Origin of the sequence: Brachymonas moutaii (nom. illeg.) (assembly GCF_049977365.1) — a bacterium.
Lineage (GTDB): Bacteria > Pseudomonadota > Gammaproteobacteria > Burkholderiales > Burkholderiaceae_C > Brachymonas.
This window is the reverse complement of the sequence record NZ_JBNGEN010000001.1, coordinates 270,730-287,138: the sequence shown is the minus strand read 5'-3', so window position 1 is coordinate 287,138 and position 16,409 is coordinate 270,730. Positions and strand designations below refer to the sequence as shown.

The window sequence follows — 16,409 nt, the reverse complement described above, 5'->3', positions numbered from 1 at the left end:
AGTTGCAAAACAAGTCAAGGGTGATTAGCTCAGCGGTAGAGCACTGCCTTCACACGGCAGGGGTCACATGTTCGATCCATGTATCACCCACCAATAAAAGGCGCCTGATCCACGATCAGGCGCCTTTTTCATGCTTGCTTCAGGGGCTGCACCAGCCAAACACGAGGCGGTCAAGGTGGAGCAGGGCAGTTTGCCTAGAATGAGACTTGACGCAGCAAATCGCAGTGCGTCCTCAACCCCTTCTTTCCTTCCTTCATTTTCATCTTTTCCATGAAGTCCATTCGTCGATTGCATGTGGAGCCCAGGTACAGCGATGTCGCGGTGCACGCTGGAGTTGCCTATCTGGCTGGTCAGGTTCCCGAGGACAGCACACAGGACATTCGCGGACAGACACGCCAGGTTCTGGCTACGGTAGATAGACTGCTCGAAGAAGCTGGCAGCCATCGGTCACGCATCCTCATGTGCCAGATCTTTCTGCGCGACATCGAGGACATCGGCGGCATGAATGAGGTATGGGACTCCTGGGTCGACTCTGCAAACAGCCCCCCGCGCGCCACCGTGCAGGCCCACCTCGCAGACCCCACCTGGCGCATCGAGATCGTCGTCACTGCAGCAGCAGAGGAATAATACAAAATGGGCAAATTTTTTGCGTGGCTGTGGGGCAGCTTCTCGCTGTTTCTGGGACGATGTGTCCTCATCTTTTGCATCCTGCCGGGCATCGTCCTTATGGCAGTAGCCATCCCGTCATACAAAAACTACATGGACAAATCGCACAAAGCGAGAGCAGAAGCGGAAGCAGCAGCCGCCGCGCAGAAAGACGGCGCCACATCAGCACCGCAGACCGACAAATGCCTGCCAGGAATGACCACAGAGCAGTGCAACGCCACCCGCACCAACGAACAGAAGGGCATCCCGGCAGACCAAGCCGCATCCAGCTAATCGCCACCAGCACCCACCAAGCCCGCCCAGCGCGGGCTTTTTCATGCCGCAGGGAATCGACCTGCGCCGCCAGATTCGCTGCCACATTTCCAGACATCACATCCGTATACTGTGCCGTCCCTCGGGAAACTCATCCCACAACAGCAGCCGGAGGCTGCGCCCGACCGGCAAGCCAATTCTTGACAGTAGACGTCGACACATGCCAATGAAGCGCATAAGGGGGTTCTAAGCCGGAACCGCCGAAAATTCCGTCAGCCGATCAACGTGGCTTGTCCCGCGCCCGGTCGATGGGGTAGACCCAACAGTCGTGTCACTAGCCGCCATTTCGATCACGGCAATGCCAGCCGGACGTCACGTCCAGATTGTTCCGGTCTGGATGAGGCCGACTGACGTCTCGGATGACGGGTGGCATACAACTGCTGTGAGTCCTGCAGGGGGGCAGCTGCCTGACCGGACGGCGAGCATCAGCCCATCTCATGTATTAGTCATGTCAGCTTTGACACTGCGCACGCGACGGCACCCGACCCGTTGCAGACCCCCAGACATATGGAAAGCTGACGCTCAACGTGGAGTTAGCCGGCGCGGCGCGGCTTCATCGCGCAGCGTCCGTGTTGATGGATGGGTTAGAACTCTCTGGGGCACACATTTGAGAAAGACTATTTTTCAGCCAACGCAAAACCCGCGTTGCCAGATGCAACCACTGAGACAAATACAAACGGCACTGGACTAGTATTTAGAGCGCCATGCACTTGGCCAGGTTTTGCTATGGCAATATCTCCAGCCTTTAGATGAGCGACTTTGCCGCCTCCTTGGTAATACTCAGCCTCTCCAGAGATAACCGTCCAAGTATCTTGGCCGTCCGGGTGAACATGAGCGGTTATTTCTTGCCCAGGATGGGCATGCCAAACAACAACTGCTGAGTCCTTGGTTTCCAGAACCACTGAACGAATTGGTTCGCCGTCAGACGGACGAATATATTCTGTTACCGAAAATATTCTTGATTCCATTTCCATATCCACTCCAAAAATCAATTTGGCTTGAGAAGTTATTACAGAACAACTGTATCCGAGAGTTCTACGTTGCCGATAACCGGCCCGAAACGGCGGCGCAACGCGCCGCTGTTGGGGGTCCGTGTTCATCGGCGGGTTAGACCTGTGCTTGCGTAAGACGAATATCGACTTCTCGGTCGACGTATTTCCATTCCTCTGACGCACGCAGTTCGGAAAGCAGCCTGTTGAACTCAACCTCATGAATTGGCGCGTATTCGAACCAATTCAGAAAATCGAACGGTTCATTCTCTGAGAGGTCGCGGCAGTGGTGGAGCTTGCGCGCTACTGCAGGCAAATACTGAAGCCCGATTTGGACGTGCTTCGACTGTTCGAAAACGCTCCGGCGTTCGTCTTGCGTGAGCTCCCACCAAGCTGCGTTCTTCCGGATCGGTATTAGCGCACCGCACGTTGCTTCTGGGCGCGCCAGACCTTGCTGCTTCGCTACAATTTCATTCTTCTCTGCGCGCATGACATATCGTTCATTGCTGGTTATTCCACGAAGTATCCAGGGTGCATTGGTTTCAGACTGCAACTCTGAAGCGGATACGACGTTGAGCCTTTTGGCTTCAGGCAGGGGCTCGCCAACTCTCGTTTCGGCCCTGACAATCCGCCAAGGGCCAATGTCTGCGCCGACGAAAGCAAATAATCGTGTATCCATTTCAATCTTTCATGTGTGAATGTTTTAACTCTTGCAGCTTCGAAGAACCTATCTGCCGATCCCGTGCTTGTGCATCATCGCCTCCGCGCAACTGCGACGACCGCCCGCAGCAATCACATTGAACTTTCGAATCGAAACTGCTGAAGCGAACCTACGCGGACGTACGGCCGCAGTCTGTGCGCTGCCGGACGGAGCGCTGCCAATTTGCGCCTACTGGCAGGCTGTGAGTGCGCGGATGGGCCAGCGACCTCCCTTCATAGAGGGAGCGAAGCAGGTCAGAGACACTATTGAACGTCCGCTACCGGGAAGATGCTTGACCGTCCGCAACTGGCCGCCTGCCGCCGACCGCGGTCTGGCTCGAAAGCAGTCTGTCAACGCGCCGTTTCATTGTTGCCATGATCATATCTTAATCGCGCACAGGCGGCCACAGGCGGGCAGTATGAACCAGCGTCAGTATCCACACCGTTTCGCCGTCGATCTGATACACCAGGCGATAGCTTTCGTGCGGGATCAACTCGCGGGTCCCGGGAATCTTTCCCGGCTTGCCCAGCATGGGGTGCTGGATCAAGCGGGCGGCCGCGTCGCTGAAAATCTCATCCATCCGGGCCGCCGCGCGCGGATTGTCGGCTGCGATGTAGTCCCACACATCGGCACGGTCTTGCTGCGCTTCGGGCGTCCAAACAACCCTCACGCCTGGCTCGCCACACTGGCACGCCGTGCGGCGAATTCGGCCTCAACTTCATCGTTCGACCGCCCCAATCCAGCGCGCATCGAAGCCCGGCCGGCTTCGACCTTGCGGCGCAGGAACTCGTCGTACTCGCGCGACTCGCGCTGGCGCTGAACGAACTCGCGCATCAGCTCGCGCAGCACTTGCGACGCCGGGCGATGGGCCGCCTCGGCTTCGGCCATAAACTCGGCGCGCAACTCAGGCTCCAGCTTCATCGTGAAAACGGCTTGTTTTGACATGATCGGGGCCTCCTGCCACTTGATACTAACAAAGTATATACGCCGTCATTACTAAGCGCTATTCACAGAACGCTGCAAGGCGGGCGTGCGCTAGGCCAAGGCCTGTCGGAAAACATTTGTTTTTCGACAGGCCTTCAACGGTCCTCTGCACCAACCTCCGAGTGGCCGCAAAATTGTGCGGAAAACTCTGTCGCCAGACGCTACCATACGGAAACCTCGTCTTAATGGTTTTCCGCTTATGTTGGTAGGTTACATGCGCGTGTCGTCGGACTCCGACCGCCAGAGCACGAACTTGCAGCGCGATGCGCTGCTCGCCGTCGGCGTCGATGCGCGGCATCTGTTCGAGGATCATGCTTCCGGCGCGAAGGACGACCGCGCGGGCCTGGCGCGGGCGCTCGAATTCGTTCGCCCTGGCGACGTGTTGGTCGTGTGGAAGCTCGACCGGCTCGGCCGTTCGTTGTCGCACTTGCTCGCCATCGTGACCTCGCTCAAGAAAAAGCAGGTGGCGTTCCGCTCGCTGACGGAGAACCTGGATACCACGACGCCCTCGGGCGAGTTTCTGTTCCAGGTGTTCGGCGCGCTCGCGCAGTACGAACGCGCCTTGATCCAGGAACGTGTCGTCGCCGGTCTGGCTGCCGCCCGCAAACGCGGCCGGATCGGCGGCCGGCCGCAGGCGATCACCGGCGAGAAGCTGGAGGCCATCGTCGCTGCGCTCGATGGCGGCATGTCCAAGGCGGCGGTGTGCCGCAACTTCGGCGTCAAGCGAACCACGCTGATCGAGACCCTGGCACGGGTTGGTTGGACGGGCTCTCGTGGAGCGTCATCGCGATGACGACCAAGAGCGAACGATTGACCGTCCTGTCGGACGCCGAGCAGGAAGCCCTGTACGGCCTGCCGGACTTCGACGACGCCCAGCGGCTGGAATACTTGGCGTTGACTGAAACCGAACTGGCGCTCGCCAGCAGCCGGCCTGGTCTCCATGCCCAGGTCTATTGCATCTTGCAGATCGGTTACTTCAAGGCCAAGCATGCCTTCTTCCGCTTCGACTGGAGTGAGGTCGAGCACGATTGCGCCTTCGTGCTGAGCCGCTACTTCCACGGCGAGTCCTTCGAGCACAAGCCAATCTCCAAGCACGAGCACTACACCCAGCGCGAGTGGATTGCCGATCTGTTCGGCTACCGGCCGTGGGCGGCCGAGTTCCTGGCGCAGCTCGCGCAGCAGGCCGCGCAGACCGTGCGGCGCGACGTGATGCCGGGGTTCATCGCCGCCGAGCTGATCGTCTGGCTAAACGAGCACAAGATCATCCGGCCCGGCTATACCACCCTGCAAGAGCTGGTGAGCGAAGCCCTGTCCGCCGAGCGTCGGCGGCTGGCTGGCCTGCTGTCGGAAGTGTTGGACGAATCGGCCAAGGCCGCGCTGGGTCGGCTTCTAGTGCGTGACGACACCCTGTCGCAATTGGCGGCGCTCAAGCAGGACGCCAAGGACTTTGGCTGGCGTCAGATGGCCCGCGAACGCGAAAAGCGCGCCACGCTGGAGCCGCTGCACCGGATCGCCAAGGCGCTGCTGCCCAAGCTCGGCGTCTCGCAGCAGAATCTGCTGTACTACGCCAGCCTGGCGAACTTCTACACCGTCCACGATCTACGCAACCTGAAGGCCGATCAGACCTACCTCTACCTGCTTTGCTATGCCTGGGTGCGCTACCGGCAGCTTTCCGACAACCTGGTCGATGCGATGGCCTACCACATGAAGCAGTTGGAGGACGAAAGCAGTGCGGGCGCAAAGCAATCCTTTGTCGCCGAGCAGGTGCGCCGTCAGCAAGACACACCGCAGGTCGGCCGCCTGCTGTCGCTTTACATCGACGACAGCGTGCCCGATCCCACGCCGTTCGGCGATGTGCGCCAGCGCGCCTACAAAATCATGCCCCGCGATACGCTGCAAACCACCGCGCAGCGCATGAGCGTGAAGCCGGTGAGCAAGCTGGCTTTGCACTGGCAGGCGGTGGACGGCCTGGCTGAGCGCATCCGCCGCCATCTTCGGCCGCTGTATGTCGCGCTCGACCTCGCTGGCACTGATCCGGGCAGCCCGTGGCTCGTGGCGCTGGCCTGGGCCAAGGACGTGTTCGCCAAACAGCAGCGCCTATCGCAACGGCCGCTCGCCGAATGTCCAGCGGCCACGCTGCCGAAACGCTTGCGACCGTACCTGCTGACCTTCGATGCCGATGGCAAGCCGACGGACCTGCATGCCGACCGCTACGAGTTCTGGCTGTACCGCCAGGTCAGGAAGCGCTTCCAGTCGGGTGAACTCTACCTCGACGACAGCTTGCAGCACCGGCATTTTTCCGACGAGCTGGTTTCGCTGGATGAGAAGGCCGCCGTGCTGGCGCAGATCGACATCCCGTTCCTGCGGCAGCCACTCGATGCCCAGCTCGATGCGCTCGCGACCGAGCTGCGCGCTCAGTGGCTGGCCTTCAACCGCGAGCTGAAGCAGGGCAAGCTGACGCACCTAGAATACGACAAGGACACGCAGAAGCTGACATGGCGCAAGCCCAAGGGCGAGAACCAGAAGGCGCGCGAGAAGGCGTTCTACGAGCAACTGCCGTTCTGCGACGTGGCCGACGTGTTCCGCTTCGTCAACGGCCAGTGCCAGTTCCTGTCGGCGCTGACGCCTTTGCAGCCGCGCTATGCGAAGAAGGTCGCCGACGCCGACAGCCTGATGGCGGTCATCATCGCGCAGGCGATGAACCACGGCAACCAGGTCATGGCACGCACCAGCGACATCCCGTACCACGTGCTGGAGAGCGCCTACCAACAGTACCTGCGCCACGCAACGCTGCACGCGGCCAACGACTGCATCAGCAACGCCATCGCCGCGCTGCCGATCTTCCCGTACTACTCGTTCGACCTCGATGCACTGTACGGTGCCGTCGATGGTCAGAAATTCGGCGTCGAGCGGCCGACCGTGAAAGCGCGCCACTCGCGCAAATACTTTGGGCGCGGCAAGGGCGTGGTCGCCTACACGCTGCTGTGCAACCACGTGCCGCTCAACGGCTACCTGATCGGCGCGCACGATTACGAGGCCCATCACGTGTTCGACATCTGGTATCGCAACACGTCGGACATCGTGCCGACCGCGATCACCGGCGACATGCACAGCGTCAACAAGGCCAACTTCGCTATCCTGCACTGGTTCGGCCTGCGTTTCGAGCCGCGCTTCACCGACCTTGGCGATCAGTTGAAGGAACTCTACAGTGCCGACGATCCGGCGCTGTACGATCAGTGCCTGATCCGGCCGGCCGGGAGAATCGACCGCGATCTCATAGTCAGCGAGAAGCCGAACCTCGACCAGATTGTCGCCACGCTCGGACTGAAGGAGATGACGCAGGGCACGCTGATCCGCAAGCTATGCACCTACACCGCGCCGAACCCCACGCGGCGCGCGGTGTTCGAGTTCGACAAGCTCATCCGCAGCATCTACACGCTGCGCTACCTGCGCGATCCGCAACTGGAGCGCAACGTTCACCGCTCACAGAACCGCATCGAGTCCTATCACCAGCTACGCTCAACCATCGCCCAGGTCGGCGGCAAGAAGGAATTGACCGGGCGCACCGACATCGAAATTGAGATCAGCAACCAGTGCGCCAGGCTGATCGCCAACGCGGTCATCTTCTACAACTCGGCCATCCTCTCGCGGCTGCTGATGAAGTACGAGGCGAGCGGCAACGCCAAGGCGCACGCTCTCCTGACCCAGATATCGCCGGCGGCCTGGCGGCACATCCTGCTGAACGGGCATTACACCTTCCAGAGCGACGGCAAGATGATCGACCTGGATGCGCTCGTGGCGGGGCTGGAGCTGGGATGACGGAAATTTCGGCGGTTCTGGCTTAGAACCCCATAAGGGATGTGAAACCATGATAGATGACACACCGTGCAGCGCATTGCACCTTTAGAGCCTTGCCTAAGTTAACGTAATATACATTGTGTAAAGTATGATCATGAGGTGGGCATGCCATTTCGTCATGTGCTGGACCATCTCGACATGACGCCCATGGCTGCCCGACACCGTGGCAGCCGCTCCTGATCGTCCTGTCAACTCCATGACGGATCCCGTTTTCGTACTCCTTATCTCTACAATCCTGCCAGGAGGTATGAATATGGGACTCATGGATCGCGATTACATGCACGAGCGACACCGTCAGCGCACGCGTGGATCCTCAAATGCAAACCCAAAATTCGATCGGAAACGCATCGAGTACGATCCTCGCCAGTTCAGACGGGATCGGACTGCGCCGCAGCTCTCCCGGAATGCAGATCGACCACCTGTCAACCGCAACCTGCGCTATCTGCTGATCTGGCTGGCGTTCTTCTACATTCTGTACGCTGTCATCAAGCGCTTCCTGCACGTTTAGCACTACAGCCTGTGGGCAGCGCCTTCCATGCGCATGCGCTCCATGTGCACCCCGCGCCATCTGTCGGTAAAATACACAACTTTTTACGATTGGTTGTCGCACGCAGGAAGCCGCGTTCCTGGCAGCCTGGGGGACTCTTCATGCAGTGGCTCATGCAATTATCCAGGGCTATCGATGGCCTCAACCGATGGGTGGGAAAATCGGTCATCTGGCTCATCCTGGCTTCGACTCTCATCAGTGCGGGCAATGCGCTGGTGCGCAAGATATTCAACACCAGCACGAATGCCTTTCTGGAAATCCAGTGGTATCTGTTTGCCTGGTCTTTCCTGCTGGCAGCCGCATTCACTCTACTCAATCAGGAACATGTCAAGATCGACGTGCTGTATTCGCGCCTCGCGCGTCGTACGCAGGTCTGGATCGATATTTTCGGCTTCATCTTCTTTCTGACGCCCTTCTGTGCGGTGATCATGTACTACGCCATTCCGGTGGTGATGAGCAAGATCAGCTCGGGCGAAATGTCGGGCAATACGGGTGGGCTTATTTTGTGGCCCGTCTGGATTGCGCTGCCGATCGGCATGTGTCTGCTCATGCTGCAGGGATGGTCGGAAGCCATCAAACGGGTCGCCTTTCTGCGTGGAGAGATTCCGGATCCAGCTGAAAAATCCGAAGAAAAAACCTCCGAGGAAGAACTGGTAGAAGCCATCCGTCAGCAGACGGCCGAGAAAAACCGCACGGCATCGGCGCCGTCTGTGCATTGAAAGACGAAGGCACAAGGCATCTCATGGAATTCATTACACAAAATTTTGCCCCCCTGATGTTCGGTGGGCTGGTGGTCTTTTTGCTTCTCGGTTTTCCAGTGGCATTCAGCCTGGGCGCATGCGGACTGTTTTTCGGGTTCCTGGGCATTGAACTTGGGGTATTGCCGAGCGAATTGATGCAGGCGCTTCCGCTGCGGATCTTCGGCATCATGAAGAACGATACGCTGCTGGCCGTTCCCTTCTTTACCCTGATGGGGCTGATTCTGGAGCGCAGCGGCATGGCCGAGGACTTGCTGGAAACCATTGGACAGGTGTTTGGCCCCATGCGCGGAGGATTGGCCTTTGCCGTCATTCTGGTGGGCGCCCTGCTCGCAGCCACCACAGGGGTTGTGGCTGCATCGGTCATTTCCATGGGGCTTATTTCCCTGCCCATCATGCTTCGCTATGGGTATGACCGGCGCGTGGCGTCGGGTGTGATCGCCGCATCGGGCTCGCTTGCCCAGATCATTCCGCCTTCGCTGGTTCTGATCATCATGGCCGACCAGCTGAGTCGGCCTGTGGGCGACATGTACAAGGGCGCCTTCCTGCCTGGCTTCATTCTCATGGGGCTCTATCTGGGGTATGTGGCACTGCTTGCCATTTTCAAGCCGGATCGCGTCCCCGCTCTGCCTCTCGAGGCGCGCATCTACCGGGAAGCCAATGGCAAGAGCGGCTATCTGTCGCTTGCGGTGGTGATGGCACTTTCTGGCTTGGCGGCTTATTTCGTCGCAGTGCACTTGGCCGATATCCGGCACTGGTATTCGGGCCAGCCGATCACGGATGTGCCCATGGACGAAACCATCGTCATTGCATTGTGTGGCGCGGTGGCTCTCGCACTGGTGCTCGCATTTCTCAATCGGGTGAGTGGTCTGCATTTGCTGTCCAAGCTCGCCGAGCGCGTGACCTTTGTGCTCATTCCTCCCCTGCTTCTGATCTTTCTGGTTCTGGGTACCATTTTCCTGGGCATTGCATCGCCTACCGAAGGGGGAGCCATGGGAGCCGTGGGCGCCTTTGTGATGGCGCTGGTGCGTGGCCGGCTGAATTTCGGCCTGCTCAAGCAAGCGCTGACTTCCACCACGCGCCTGACCAGTTTTGCCACCATGATTCTGGTGGGATCCACCGTGTTTTCGCTGGTGTTCCAGGGAGTGGACGGATCGCACTGGGTCGAACATCTGCTCATCGACCTACCTGGAGGCACTGTAGGGTTCCTTATTTTCGTGAACCTGCTGATTTTCTTCCTGGCCTTCTTCCTCGATTATTTTGAGCTGTCCTTCATCGTGATTCCCCTGCTGGCCCCGGTGGCAGAAAAAATGGGCATCAACCTGATCTGGTTCGGCGTGCTGCTGGCGGTCAACATGCAGACTTCGTTCATGCATCCACCCTTTGGGTTCGCCCTCTTCTTCCTGCGTTCCGTCGCTCCCGCCAAGGAATATCTGGATCGAGTGACCAAGAAAATGATCGCTCCCGTGACCACCATGCAGATCTACTGGGGAGCCATTCCCTTTGTGCTGATTCAGATCATCATGGTGGGCCTGATCATCACCTTCCCTCAGATCGTCACTGGAGGCCTTGAAAAGCAGAAGACCTATGACCTCGACAAGGTGGGGGAACAGATGCGCGAAAGTCTGTCCGCCCCTGCGCTGGATGCGCCTCTGACGGCTGCTCCTGCTGCTCCTGCCAAGCCAGGCACGTCGAGCACAGCAAACGCTCCCGTCAACAAGGCCAAGGCAGACAAGGCGCATGCAGCCCCTGCCAAGGCAGACCCGCTGGCTCCACCCCCCATGGATGGGCTGAGTGACGATCCCATGAAGGATCTGAAGCAGTCGATGCAGAAGCAGTGAGTTCGTTCTCCGCCATCCTCTTGCCGGCCTCTGGAAGTTCCGTTTGGAATATCCAGAGGCAGGACAGAAAACGGCGGCCTTGTGCCCCATCTGCAAAGCCACAAAGCCCTCGCGTGCACCCACGTCGAGGGCTTTGTGGCTCCTGAAGCACACGGGATGAATTGGCTGTGAATGGAGATGCGGATGTTCACGCTGCCGATGTGCACCCGAAGTACCGTTGGCAGGAGTGCGCGCGTTCTGGCGAAACAAAAGGCGCGTGAATGTGATGGTGCCCGAGGCCGGAATTGAACCGGCACGCCTTGCGGCGAGGGATTTTCGTCCCACTTCAGCTTTCGCTGCCCATGCGGAGCACGGTTCGTGGGCTGGAGCACGCCTTCACCATAGTCCGAAAAGACCGTAGGTGCCCGCCGTCTGCTCTCTACACCTTCCCGATGGAAACCATCGGGCTTGGCTCGGCGTTGGCTCGGATGCAAGGCATCCAGGGCTTTCTCCGACTTTGACGGGATTCACTCCAGAAGTTTCCCTCTGGAGGCTCAAATTGTTCAAGTCCCTTGTGTCTACCGATTTCACCACTCGGGCAGTATGCACGTGGCATGCGCAACGGAAAACGGGAGTACCCCGTCTGTCCTGCGCAGGTGCTTGTCTGAGCCTGCAGGGAAGGTCCTTTCAGGCTGCAGATGGTGCATGGGATGGCGCCGATTATACGGGGCGGACGTGACTGGGCCTTTGGCTGGTGCGCTCATTCATTGGAAGCGCGCTGATCCCAGTCGAGTGCCGGTGTGGCGGCCAGCAGCTCGTCGAGCGTGGTCAAGCCTTCTGCCACACGCAGCGACCCTGCCAAGCGCAGGGGACGCATGCCGTCCTTGACGCCCTGGCGGCGCAGCGTGTCGATATCGGGCTGGGGGGTGACGAGTTTCTTGAAGGTTTCACTGATGGTGAGGAGCTCGTATACGCCCATGCGCCCTCGATAGCCTGTATTGCGGCATTCCAGACAGCCTACGGGCGTATAGCCCTGGTAGGCTCCATGAATTTTCCAGGGCTTGACGGCCTGACGCAGCAGGGACTGCTGCTCTCCTTCGGTATCAGGCTGCTTGCAGTGCGGGCAGAGAATGCGGACCAGCCGTTGCGCCAACACCCCCAGGAGGGTGGCATTGATCAGGTAGCTGGGTACTCCCAGCTCGATGAGGCGTGTGATGGCCGATGGCGCATCGTTGGTATGCAGGGTGGAGAAGACCAAGTGCCCCGTCAAGGCCGCCTGGATGGCCATGTCGGCGGTCTCCAGATCACGGATTTCTCCCACCATGATGATGTCGGGATCCTGCCGCATGAGGGTACGCACGCCTTCGGCAAATCCGAAGTCGAGCTGAGACTGTGCCTGGGTCTGGTTGAAGGCCGGCTCGATCATCTCGATGGGGTCTTCGATGGTGGCCACATTGACTTCCTCGGTGGCCAGACGCTTGAGGGTGGAATACAGCGTCGTGGTCTTGCCGGAGCCTGTGGGGCCAGTCACGAGGATGATGCCACTGGGTTTGGAAATGAGCTCCTGCCAGCGTTCTGCATCGTGTTCTGCAAAGCCGAGCTGTTCCAGGGTCTTGACGGTGGAGTCTGGATCGAAAATCCGCATCACCAGCTTTTCGCCGAAGGCTGTGGGCATGCTCGAAAGGCGCATTTCCACCTCGTTGCCCAAGGCGTTGCGGGTCTTGATGCGTCCATCCTGAGGGCGGCGTCGTTCGACGACATCCATGCGCCCCAGCAGCTTGATGCGTGCCGTGACGGCCGCCATGACGGATTGGGGAAGCTGGTAGACGGGATGCAATACCCCATCGATCCGAAACCGCGCGACGGCCATGTCACGACGGGGCTCGAGATGGATGTCGCTGGCTCCCTGCTCGAAGGCATACTGCCAGAGCCAGTCCACCAGCTGGACGATACCTTGGTCGTTGGCATCGAGATTCTTGCTGTTCTTGCCCAGCTCGACGAGTTGCTCGAAGCTGACGCTGCCCTGCCCCGTTCCGTTCCGAGTGACGGCCTTGATGGAGTGGGAAATGCTGTAGAACTCGGTGGTGTAGCGTGCGATGTCTTCGGGGTTGGACACGACGAGCCGCACGTCCTTGCGGCACTGACGCTCCACCTCGGGAACCCAGTCGGTCAGGAAAGGCTGCGACGTGGCCACCACGATTTCCGTCGGGCTCACCTGAACAGGCAGGATCTTGTGCCGCTCGGAATAGCTGCTGCTCATGGTTTCGGCGATGCGGCCGGCATCGACCTTGAGGGGGTCGATTTTCAGGTACTCCAGCCCTGCCTTGTGGGCCAGGAAGCGCACCAGATATTCCATGTCCATGGGCGTGCCATCGCTGGCTTTCTGCACGCCCAGCTGAGCCAGACGCACCAGCGGATGCTGACGGCTTTCCATGACGGTGCAGCGCTCGACAATGCGCTCGTATTCCTGCTGCGTGATCTCGCGGTCGCGCAGCAGCCAGCGACTCAAGCGCCTCCAGTCGATGGATGTACGTACCGACCGCACATGATCGGCAGAATGAACTGGTGGTGCGTGCAAATCTCCCATGGGCGCATTATGCGCTGCAAAGCGCTGTGCCGATACCACGCATTCTGCGACTCAGACCACGCGCGCCCCAGGGGAGAATGATGATCTGTCAGCCTGCAGTGGAGATGCTCCGCTGCCTGCGGGTCTGGACAGCCCGAGCCAGCTCGCGCAGCACGGGTTCGGTCTGCTCGAAACTGATGCACGCGTCGGTGATGGACACGCCGTACTGCAGCTCCCCCTTGCCCAGATCCTGACGCCCTTCGTGCAGGTGGCTCTCGATCATGACGCCCATGATGCGGGAGTCGCCACCCGCGATCTGGGCTGCCACGTCAGATGCGACATCGATCTGGCGACGATGCTGCTTGCTGCTGTTGGCATGGGAGAGATCGATCATGACTTCTTCGCGAAGTCCGCTGGCCTTGAGGAGCTGGCAGGCGGCTTCGACGTGCTCGGCACTGTAGTTGGGAGCTTTGCCTCCGCGCAGGATGACATGGCAGTCCTGATTGCCTCGGGTCTCGAAGATGGCTGCCTGCCCCATTTTGGTCATGCCCATGAAGGCATGGGCAGATTGGGCCGCCACGATGGCATCCACGGCGACCTTGACGCCGCCATCCGTGCCATTCTTGAAACCGACGGGGCAGCTCAGACCGGATGCAAGCTGACGATGGCTCTGGCTTTCGGTGGTGCGGGCGCCGATGGCCCCCCACGAGATCAGATCGCTGATGTACTGGGGACTGAGCAGGTCCAGAAATTCAGTGCCGGTAGGCAGACCCAACCCTGCAATGTCGAGCAGCAACCGGCGGGCACGCTCCAGACCGACATTGATGGCAAAGCTGCCATCCAGGTAGGGGTCGTTGATGTAACCCTTCCAGCCCACGGTGGTGCGCGGCTTCTCGAAATACACGCGCATGACCACGATCAGCTCGTTACCCAGTTCTTCGGCCAGGGGCTTGAGACGCTGCGCGTAGTCCATGGCCTGATCATGGGCATGGATGGAGCATGGGCCCACCACCACCACCAGACGGTCACCGCGGCCATGCAGAACGTCCGAAATGGCATGCCGGTGGTGTTCCACGTCGGCGAGCACCTGTTCGCTCACGGGCAAGGCTTCCTGCAGGAGCGCAGGGGTGATGAGAGGACGCACCGCGCCAATGCGGGTGTCGTCGATGCGGGTCAGGTCTTGGGTGGAGGGCATGGCAGCGAAAACGGAAAAACGGATCGAATCGAAGGGCCGAAAAAGCCAATGCAGAGGCAGGAAGATGCATCCGCGTCAATGTCCTGCATTGTAGGCGGTAGGAATGCGCCCCTTCCCCTGCCACCGTCTGAGGCGGCAGTCCCTGCTACGGATGCGCACGCCAGCGCATCTCCAGACGGGGCCAGGTCACATTGACGATCAGCCCTGCCATCACCAGCAGACCGGCCTCCACCTTCCAGGCCGGAAGAGGCTCGCCGAGCCACAGGGCAGCCGCCCCCATGCCGAAGACGGGAACCAGCAGGGCCATGGGCGTTACCGAAGCGGCCGCATAGCGGTTGAGCAGCCAGGCCCAGGCGCCGAACCCGAAGATGGTATTGCCATAAGCCTGCCACATCACCGCCAGCCAGGCCATCGCATCGGCGTGGAGAAGTGCCTGGACAATCCGCTGGGGACCTTCGAGCCATACACTGAGCAGGGACAGGGGCAGAATGGCAAAGACACTGCTCCAGACCATGTATCCCAGCATGTCCACTCTGCCGGCTGCCCGGCTCACCAGATTGCCGCAGGCCCAGCTCAGGGCCGCAGCGCCCGAGAAAGCAAGTCCCACGGCCGTGGTGGTGCCATCGGTGTGAAGAGCAATCAGCAAGAGCCCTGCCACCGCAATGCCCATGGCGACCCACTGAAACAGGCGCGGCCTTTCCCTGTCCACCAAGGCCACCAGCAGCATGGTCAGGAAGACCTGGGATTGCATGACCAACGATGCCAGACCCGGCGAGATGCTGTGCTGCATGGCGATGTAGAGCAGTCCGAACTGCCCAACGCCGATCAGCACGCCATAAGCGGCCAGCTGTCGCCAGGGCACGGCAGGCTTGCGAATGAGGAAGATGCCCGGCAAGGCTGCCGCAGTGAAGCGCAGGGCCGCGAACAGCAAGGGCGGCAGTTCATGCAGGGCCAGTTTGATGACCACGAAATTCGTTCCCCAGACAAAGACCACCGCCAGCGCCAACAAGAAGTGCCTCACGGGCAGGACAGCTGTCAACAAGGGTGTACTCCTGGCTTTTTGCGATGCGGGGACATGGTGAGAGAAGGAAGTTCACTGAAGAAAAGTCTTCCTGTCAGCTTCCGAAGAGCTCCTGGGAAGCTCCCATTCTGGCATCGTGCGCATGTCCCCTGCGCAAGGGACATCACTTGGCCCTTCATTCGTGTACGGCCAGGAATGGCAGAGGGAGCCCATTGCCCGACAGCACCAGTCGAAATGTCGCCCGTTGCCTGCTGCCATGCACACGCGGATGGCATGCGTCTTGAGGGGGAGCACGGCCCTGCCCTGTCAGGTTTCTGAGGGTTTATTTGTTACGGATTAGGCACAAACTTCTACAATTTCGCCGAAACCGTCCCCTCCTTCTGCGTTCCAATCGAATAGCCGTATGGATGACGAACACTGTTCGGCTGAAACACACAGGAGTATGAACATGCAGATCAACAAGAAGTGGTGCGCAGCCCTTGTGGTTGCGGGGGCAGGCTGTCTGGCTGCCGGTGCAGCACAGGCGCAGGTCACGATTGGGACTCCGATCACCCCCGGAGTCTATGGACAGATCGTCATTGGCAATGGCGCGCCGCCGCCGGTGTACGTGTCCACGCCTGTGGTGGTGCGCCCTGTGGCTGCCCCTCAACCGCCTGCCTACCTCTATGTGCCTGATGGACACCGTCGGCATTGGGCCCGTTACTGCGGCCGCTACAACGCCTGCGGTCGCCCGGTGTATTTCGTGAATGGGCACGATCCCCGCGCCCGCCGCTTCCATTACGAAGGACAGCGTGCCGAATGGCGAGGCGATCGTCGCGAGGACCGCCGCGAATGGCGCCATGACGAAGGACGTCACCTGGGCTGGGAACGTGGAGTGGGCAACCCTCACCGCGACTGATCACCCCAGCCACAGGGCCTGACAGGGCCATCACCGCCGGGCAATCTTCAGACCGCCCGGCATCCACAGCCAGCAGAAGGCACACGCCATGCCTT

15 protein-coding genes and 1 tRNA gene are annotated in these 16,409 nt (G+C 59.9%); 9 read left to right on the top strand and 7 right to left on the bottom strand.

Going from position 1 to position 16,409, the window contains the following annotated elements:
- Positions 1–18 precede the first annotated feature (18 nt).
- The 3 genes from ACP2WS_RS01310 to ACP2WS_RS01300 all read left to right on the top strand — a co-directional run bounded on the left by ACP2WS_RS01310 (position 19) and on the right by ACP2WS_RS01300 (position 939).
- Positions 19–93, top strand: a tRNA-Val gene (locus ACP2WS_RS01310).
- Between the two features lie 177 nt (positions 94–270).
- Positions 271–627 (top strand): RidA family protein, encoded by a 357-nt coding sequence (locus tag ACP2WS_RS01305; RefSeq protein ID WP_426459116.1) that lies wholly within the window; start codon positions 271–273, stop codon positions 625–627.
- A 6-nt stretch (positions 628–633) separates the two neighbouring features.
- Complete coding sequence (locus ACP2WS_RS01300; RefSeq protein ID WP_374490711.1) at positions 634–939, top strand: hypothetical protein; 306 nt, start codon at positions 634–636, stop codon at positions 937–939.
- 656 nt (positions 940–1,595) lie between these two features.
- On the opposite strand, the gene ACP2WS_RS01295 is transcribed toward ACP2WS_RS01300, so the two are convergent.
- The 4 genes from ACP2WS_RS01295 to ACP2WS_RS01280 all read right to left on the bottom strand — a co-directional run bounded on the left by ACP2WS_RS01295 (position 1,596) and on the right by ACP2WS_RS01280 (position 3,612).
- Positions 1,596–1,952, bottom strand: a complete 357-nt coding sequence (locus ACP2WS_RS01295; RefSeq protein WP_012435589.1) for a cupin domain-containing protein — start codon at positions 1,950–1,952, stop codon at positions 1,596–1,598.
- 133 nt (positions 1,953–2,085) lie between these two features.
- A complete protein-coding gene (locus ACP2WS_RS01290) occupies positions 2,086–2,646 on the bottom strand; it encodes a chlorite dismutase family protein (protein WP_011514928.1) in 561 nt (186 codons plus the stop codon).
- Between the two features lie 406 nt (positions 2,647–3,052).
- Positions 3,053–3,337, bottom strand: coding sequence for a type II toxin-antitoxin system RelE/ParE family toxin (locus ACP2WS_RS01285; protein ID WP_011342942.1), 285 nt, complete (start codon positions 3,335–3,337; stop codon positions 3,053–3,055).
- A complete protein-coding gene (locus tag ACP2WS_RS01280; RefSeq protein WP_011342941.1) occupies positions 3,334–3,612 on the bottom strand; it encodes a hypothetical protein in 279 nt (92 codons plus the stop codon). Before ACP2WS_RS01280 ends, ACP2WS_RS01285 begins: the two co-directional genes overlap by 4 nt.
- Positions 3,613–3,850: 238 nt before the next feature.
- Here ACP2WS_RS01280 and ACP2WS_RS01275 point away from each other — a divergent pair, with 238 nt between their 5' ends.
- The 5 genes from ACP2WS_RS01275 to ACP2WS_RS01255 all read left to right on the top strand — a co-directional run bounded on the left by ACP2WS_RS01275 (position 3,851) and on the right by ACP2WS_RS01255 (position 10,655).
- Positions 3,851–4,444 (top strand): recombinase family protein, encoded by a 594-nt coding sequence (locus ACP2WS_RS01275; protein WP_012435588.1) that lies wholly within the window; start codon positions 3,851–3,853, stop codon positions 4,442–4,444.
- Positions 4,441–7,470: a Tn3 family transposase gene (locus ACP2WS_RS01270; protein WP_012077404.1), complete on the top strand. Its 3,030-nt coding sequence runs from the start codon at positions 4,441–4,443 to the stop codon at positions 7,468–7,470. Before ACP2WS_RS01275 ends, ACP2WS_RS01270 begins: the two co-directional genes overlap by 4 nt.
- Positions 7,471–7,771: 301 nt before the next feature.
- Positions 7,772–8,017, top strand: a complete 246-nt coding sequence (locus tag ACP2WS_RS01265; protein ID WP_426459111.1) for a hypothetical protein — start codon at positions 7,772–7,774, stop codon at positions 8,015–8,017.
- Positions 8,018–8,157: 140 nt separating this feature from the next.
- Positions 8,158–8,775 (top strand): TRAP transporter small permease subunit, encoded by a 618-nt coding sequence (locus tag ACP2WS_RS01260; RefSeq protein WP_374491623.1) that lies wholly within the window; start codon positions 8,158–8,160, stop codon positions 8,773–8,775.
- Positions 8,776–8,798: 23 nt separating this feature from the next.
- On the top strand, positions 8,799–10,655 hold the full coding sequence (locus tag ACP2WS_RS01255; protein ID WP_426459110.1) for a TRAP transporter large permease: 1,857 nt from the start codon (positions 8,799–8,801) through the stop codon (positions 10,653–10,655).
- A 739-nt stretch (positions 10,656–11,394) separates the two neighbouring features.
- Here ACP2WS_RS01255 and tfpB read toward each other — a convergent pair.
- From tfpB to ACP2WS_RS01240, 3 genes are all read right to left on the bottom strand, one after another.
- A complete protein-coding gene (gene tfpB / locus ACP2WS_RS01250) occupies positions 11,395–13,221 on the bottom strand; it encodes a type IV pilus assembly ATPase TfpB (RefSeq protein WP_374490705.1) in 1,827 nt (608 codons plus the stop codon).
- A gap of 88 nt (positions 13,222–13,309) precedes the next feature.
- Positions 13,310–14,395: a 3-deoxy-7-phosphoheptulonate synthase gene (locus ACP2WS_RS01245; protein ID WP_374490703.1), complete on the bottom strand. Its 1,086-nt coding sequence runs from the start codon at positions 14,393–14,395 to the stop codon at positions 13,310–13,312.
- Between the two features lie 145 nt (positions 14,396–14,540).
- Positions 14,541–15,422 (bottom strand): EamA family transporter, encoded by an 882-nt coding sequence (locus tag ACP2WS_RS01240; protein ID WP_426459565.1) that lies wholly within the window; start codon positions 15,420–15,422, stop codon positions 14,541–14,543.
- Positions 15,423–15,864: 442 nt separating this feature from the next.
- On the opposite strand from ACP2WS_RS01240, the gene ACP2WS_RS01235 reads away from it, so the two are divergent.
- Complete coding sequence (locus tag ACP2WS_RS01235; protein WP_374490701.1) at positions 15,865–16,314, top strand: hypothetical protein; 450 nt, start codon at positions 15,865–15,867, stop codon at positions 16,312–16,314.
- Positions 16,315–16,409: the final 95 nt, after the last annotated feature.

Coding starts and splice junctions, on each gene's coding strand:
- tfpB (WP_374490705.1), bottom strand. CDS start 13,221: ATGGGAGATTTGCACGCACCACCAGTTCATTCTGCCGATCATGTGCGG.
- ACP2WS_RS01260 (WP_374491623.1), top strand. CDS start 8,158: ATGCAGTGGCTCATGCAATTATCCAGGGCTATCGATGGCCTCAACCGA.
- ACP2WS_RS01305 (WP_426459116.1), top strand. CDS start 271: ATGAAGTCCATTCGTCGATTGCATGTGGAGCCCAGGTACAGCGATGTC.
- ACP2WS_RS01265 (WP_426459111.1), top strand. CDS start 7,772: ATGGATCGCGATTACATGCACGAGCGACACCGTCAGCGCACGCGTGGA.
- ACP2WS_RS01270 (WP_012077404.1), top strand. CDS start 4,441: ATGACGACCAAGAGCGAACGATTGACCGTCCTGTCGGACGCCGAGCAG.
- ACP2WS_RS01235 (WP_374490701.1), top strand. CDS start 15,865: ATGCAGATCAACAAGAAGTGGTGCGCAGCCCTTGTGGTTGCGGGGGCA.
- ACP2WS_RS01300 (WP_374490711.1), top strand. CDS start 634: ATGGGCAAATTTTTTGCGTGGCTGTGGGGCAGCTTCTCGCTGTTTCTG.
- ACP2WS_RS01255 (WP_426459110.1), top strand. CDS start 8,799: ATGGAATTCATTACACAAAATTTTGCCCCCCTGATGTTCGGTGGGCTG.
- ACP2WS_RS01290 (WP_011514928.1), bottom strand. CDS start 2,646: ATGGATACACGATTATTTGCTTTCGTCGGCGCAGACATTGGCCCTTGG.
- ACP2WS_RS01275 (WP_012435588.1), top strand. CDS start 3,851: ATGTTGGTAGGTTACATGCGCGTGTCGTCGGACTCCGACCGCCAGAGC.
- ACP2WS_RS01245 (WP_374490703.1), bottom strand. CDS start 14,395: ATGCCCTCCACCCAAGACCTGACCCGCATCGACGACACCCGCATTGGC.
- ACP2WS_RS01295 (WP_012435589.1), bottom strand. CDS start 1,952: ATGGAAATGGAATCAAGAATATTTTCGGTAACAGAATATATTCGTCCG.
- ACP2WS_RS01280 (WP_011342941.1), bottom strand. CDS start 3,612: ATGTCAAAACAAGCCGTTTTCACGATGAAGCTGGAGCCTGAGTTGCGC.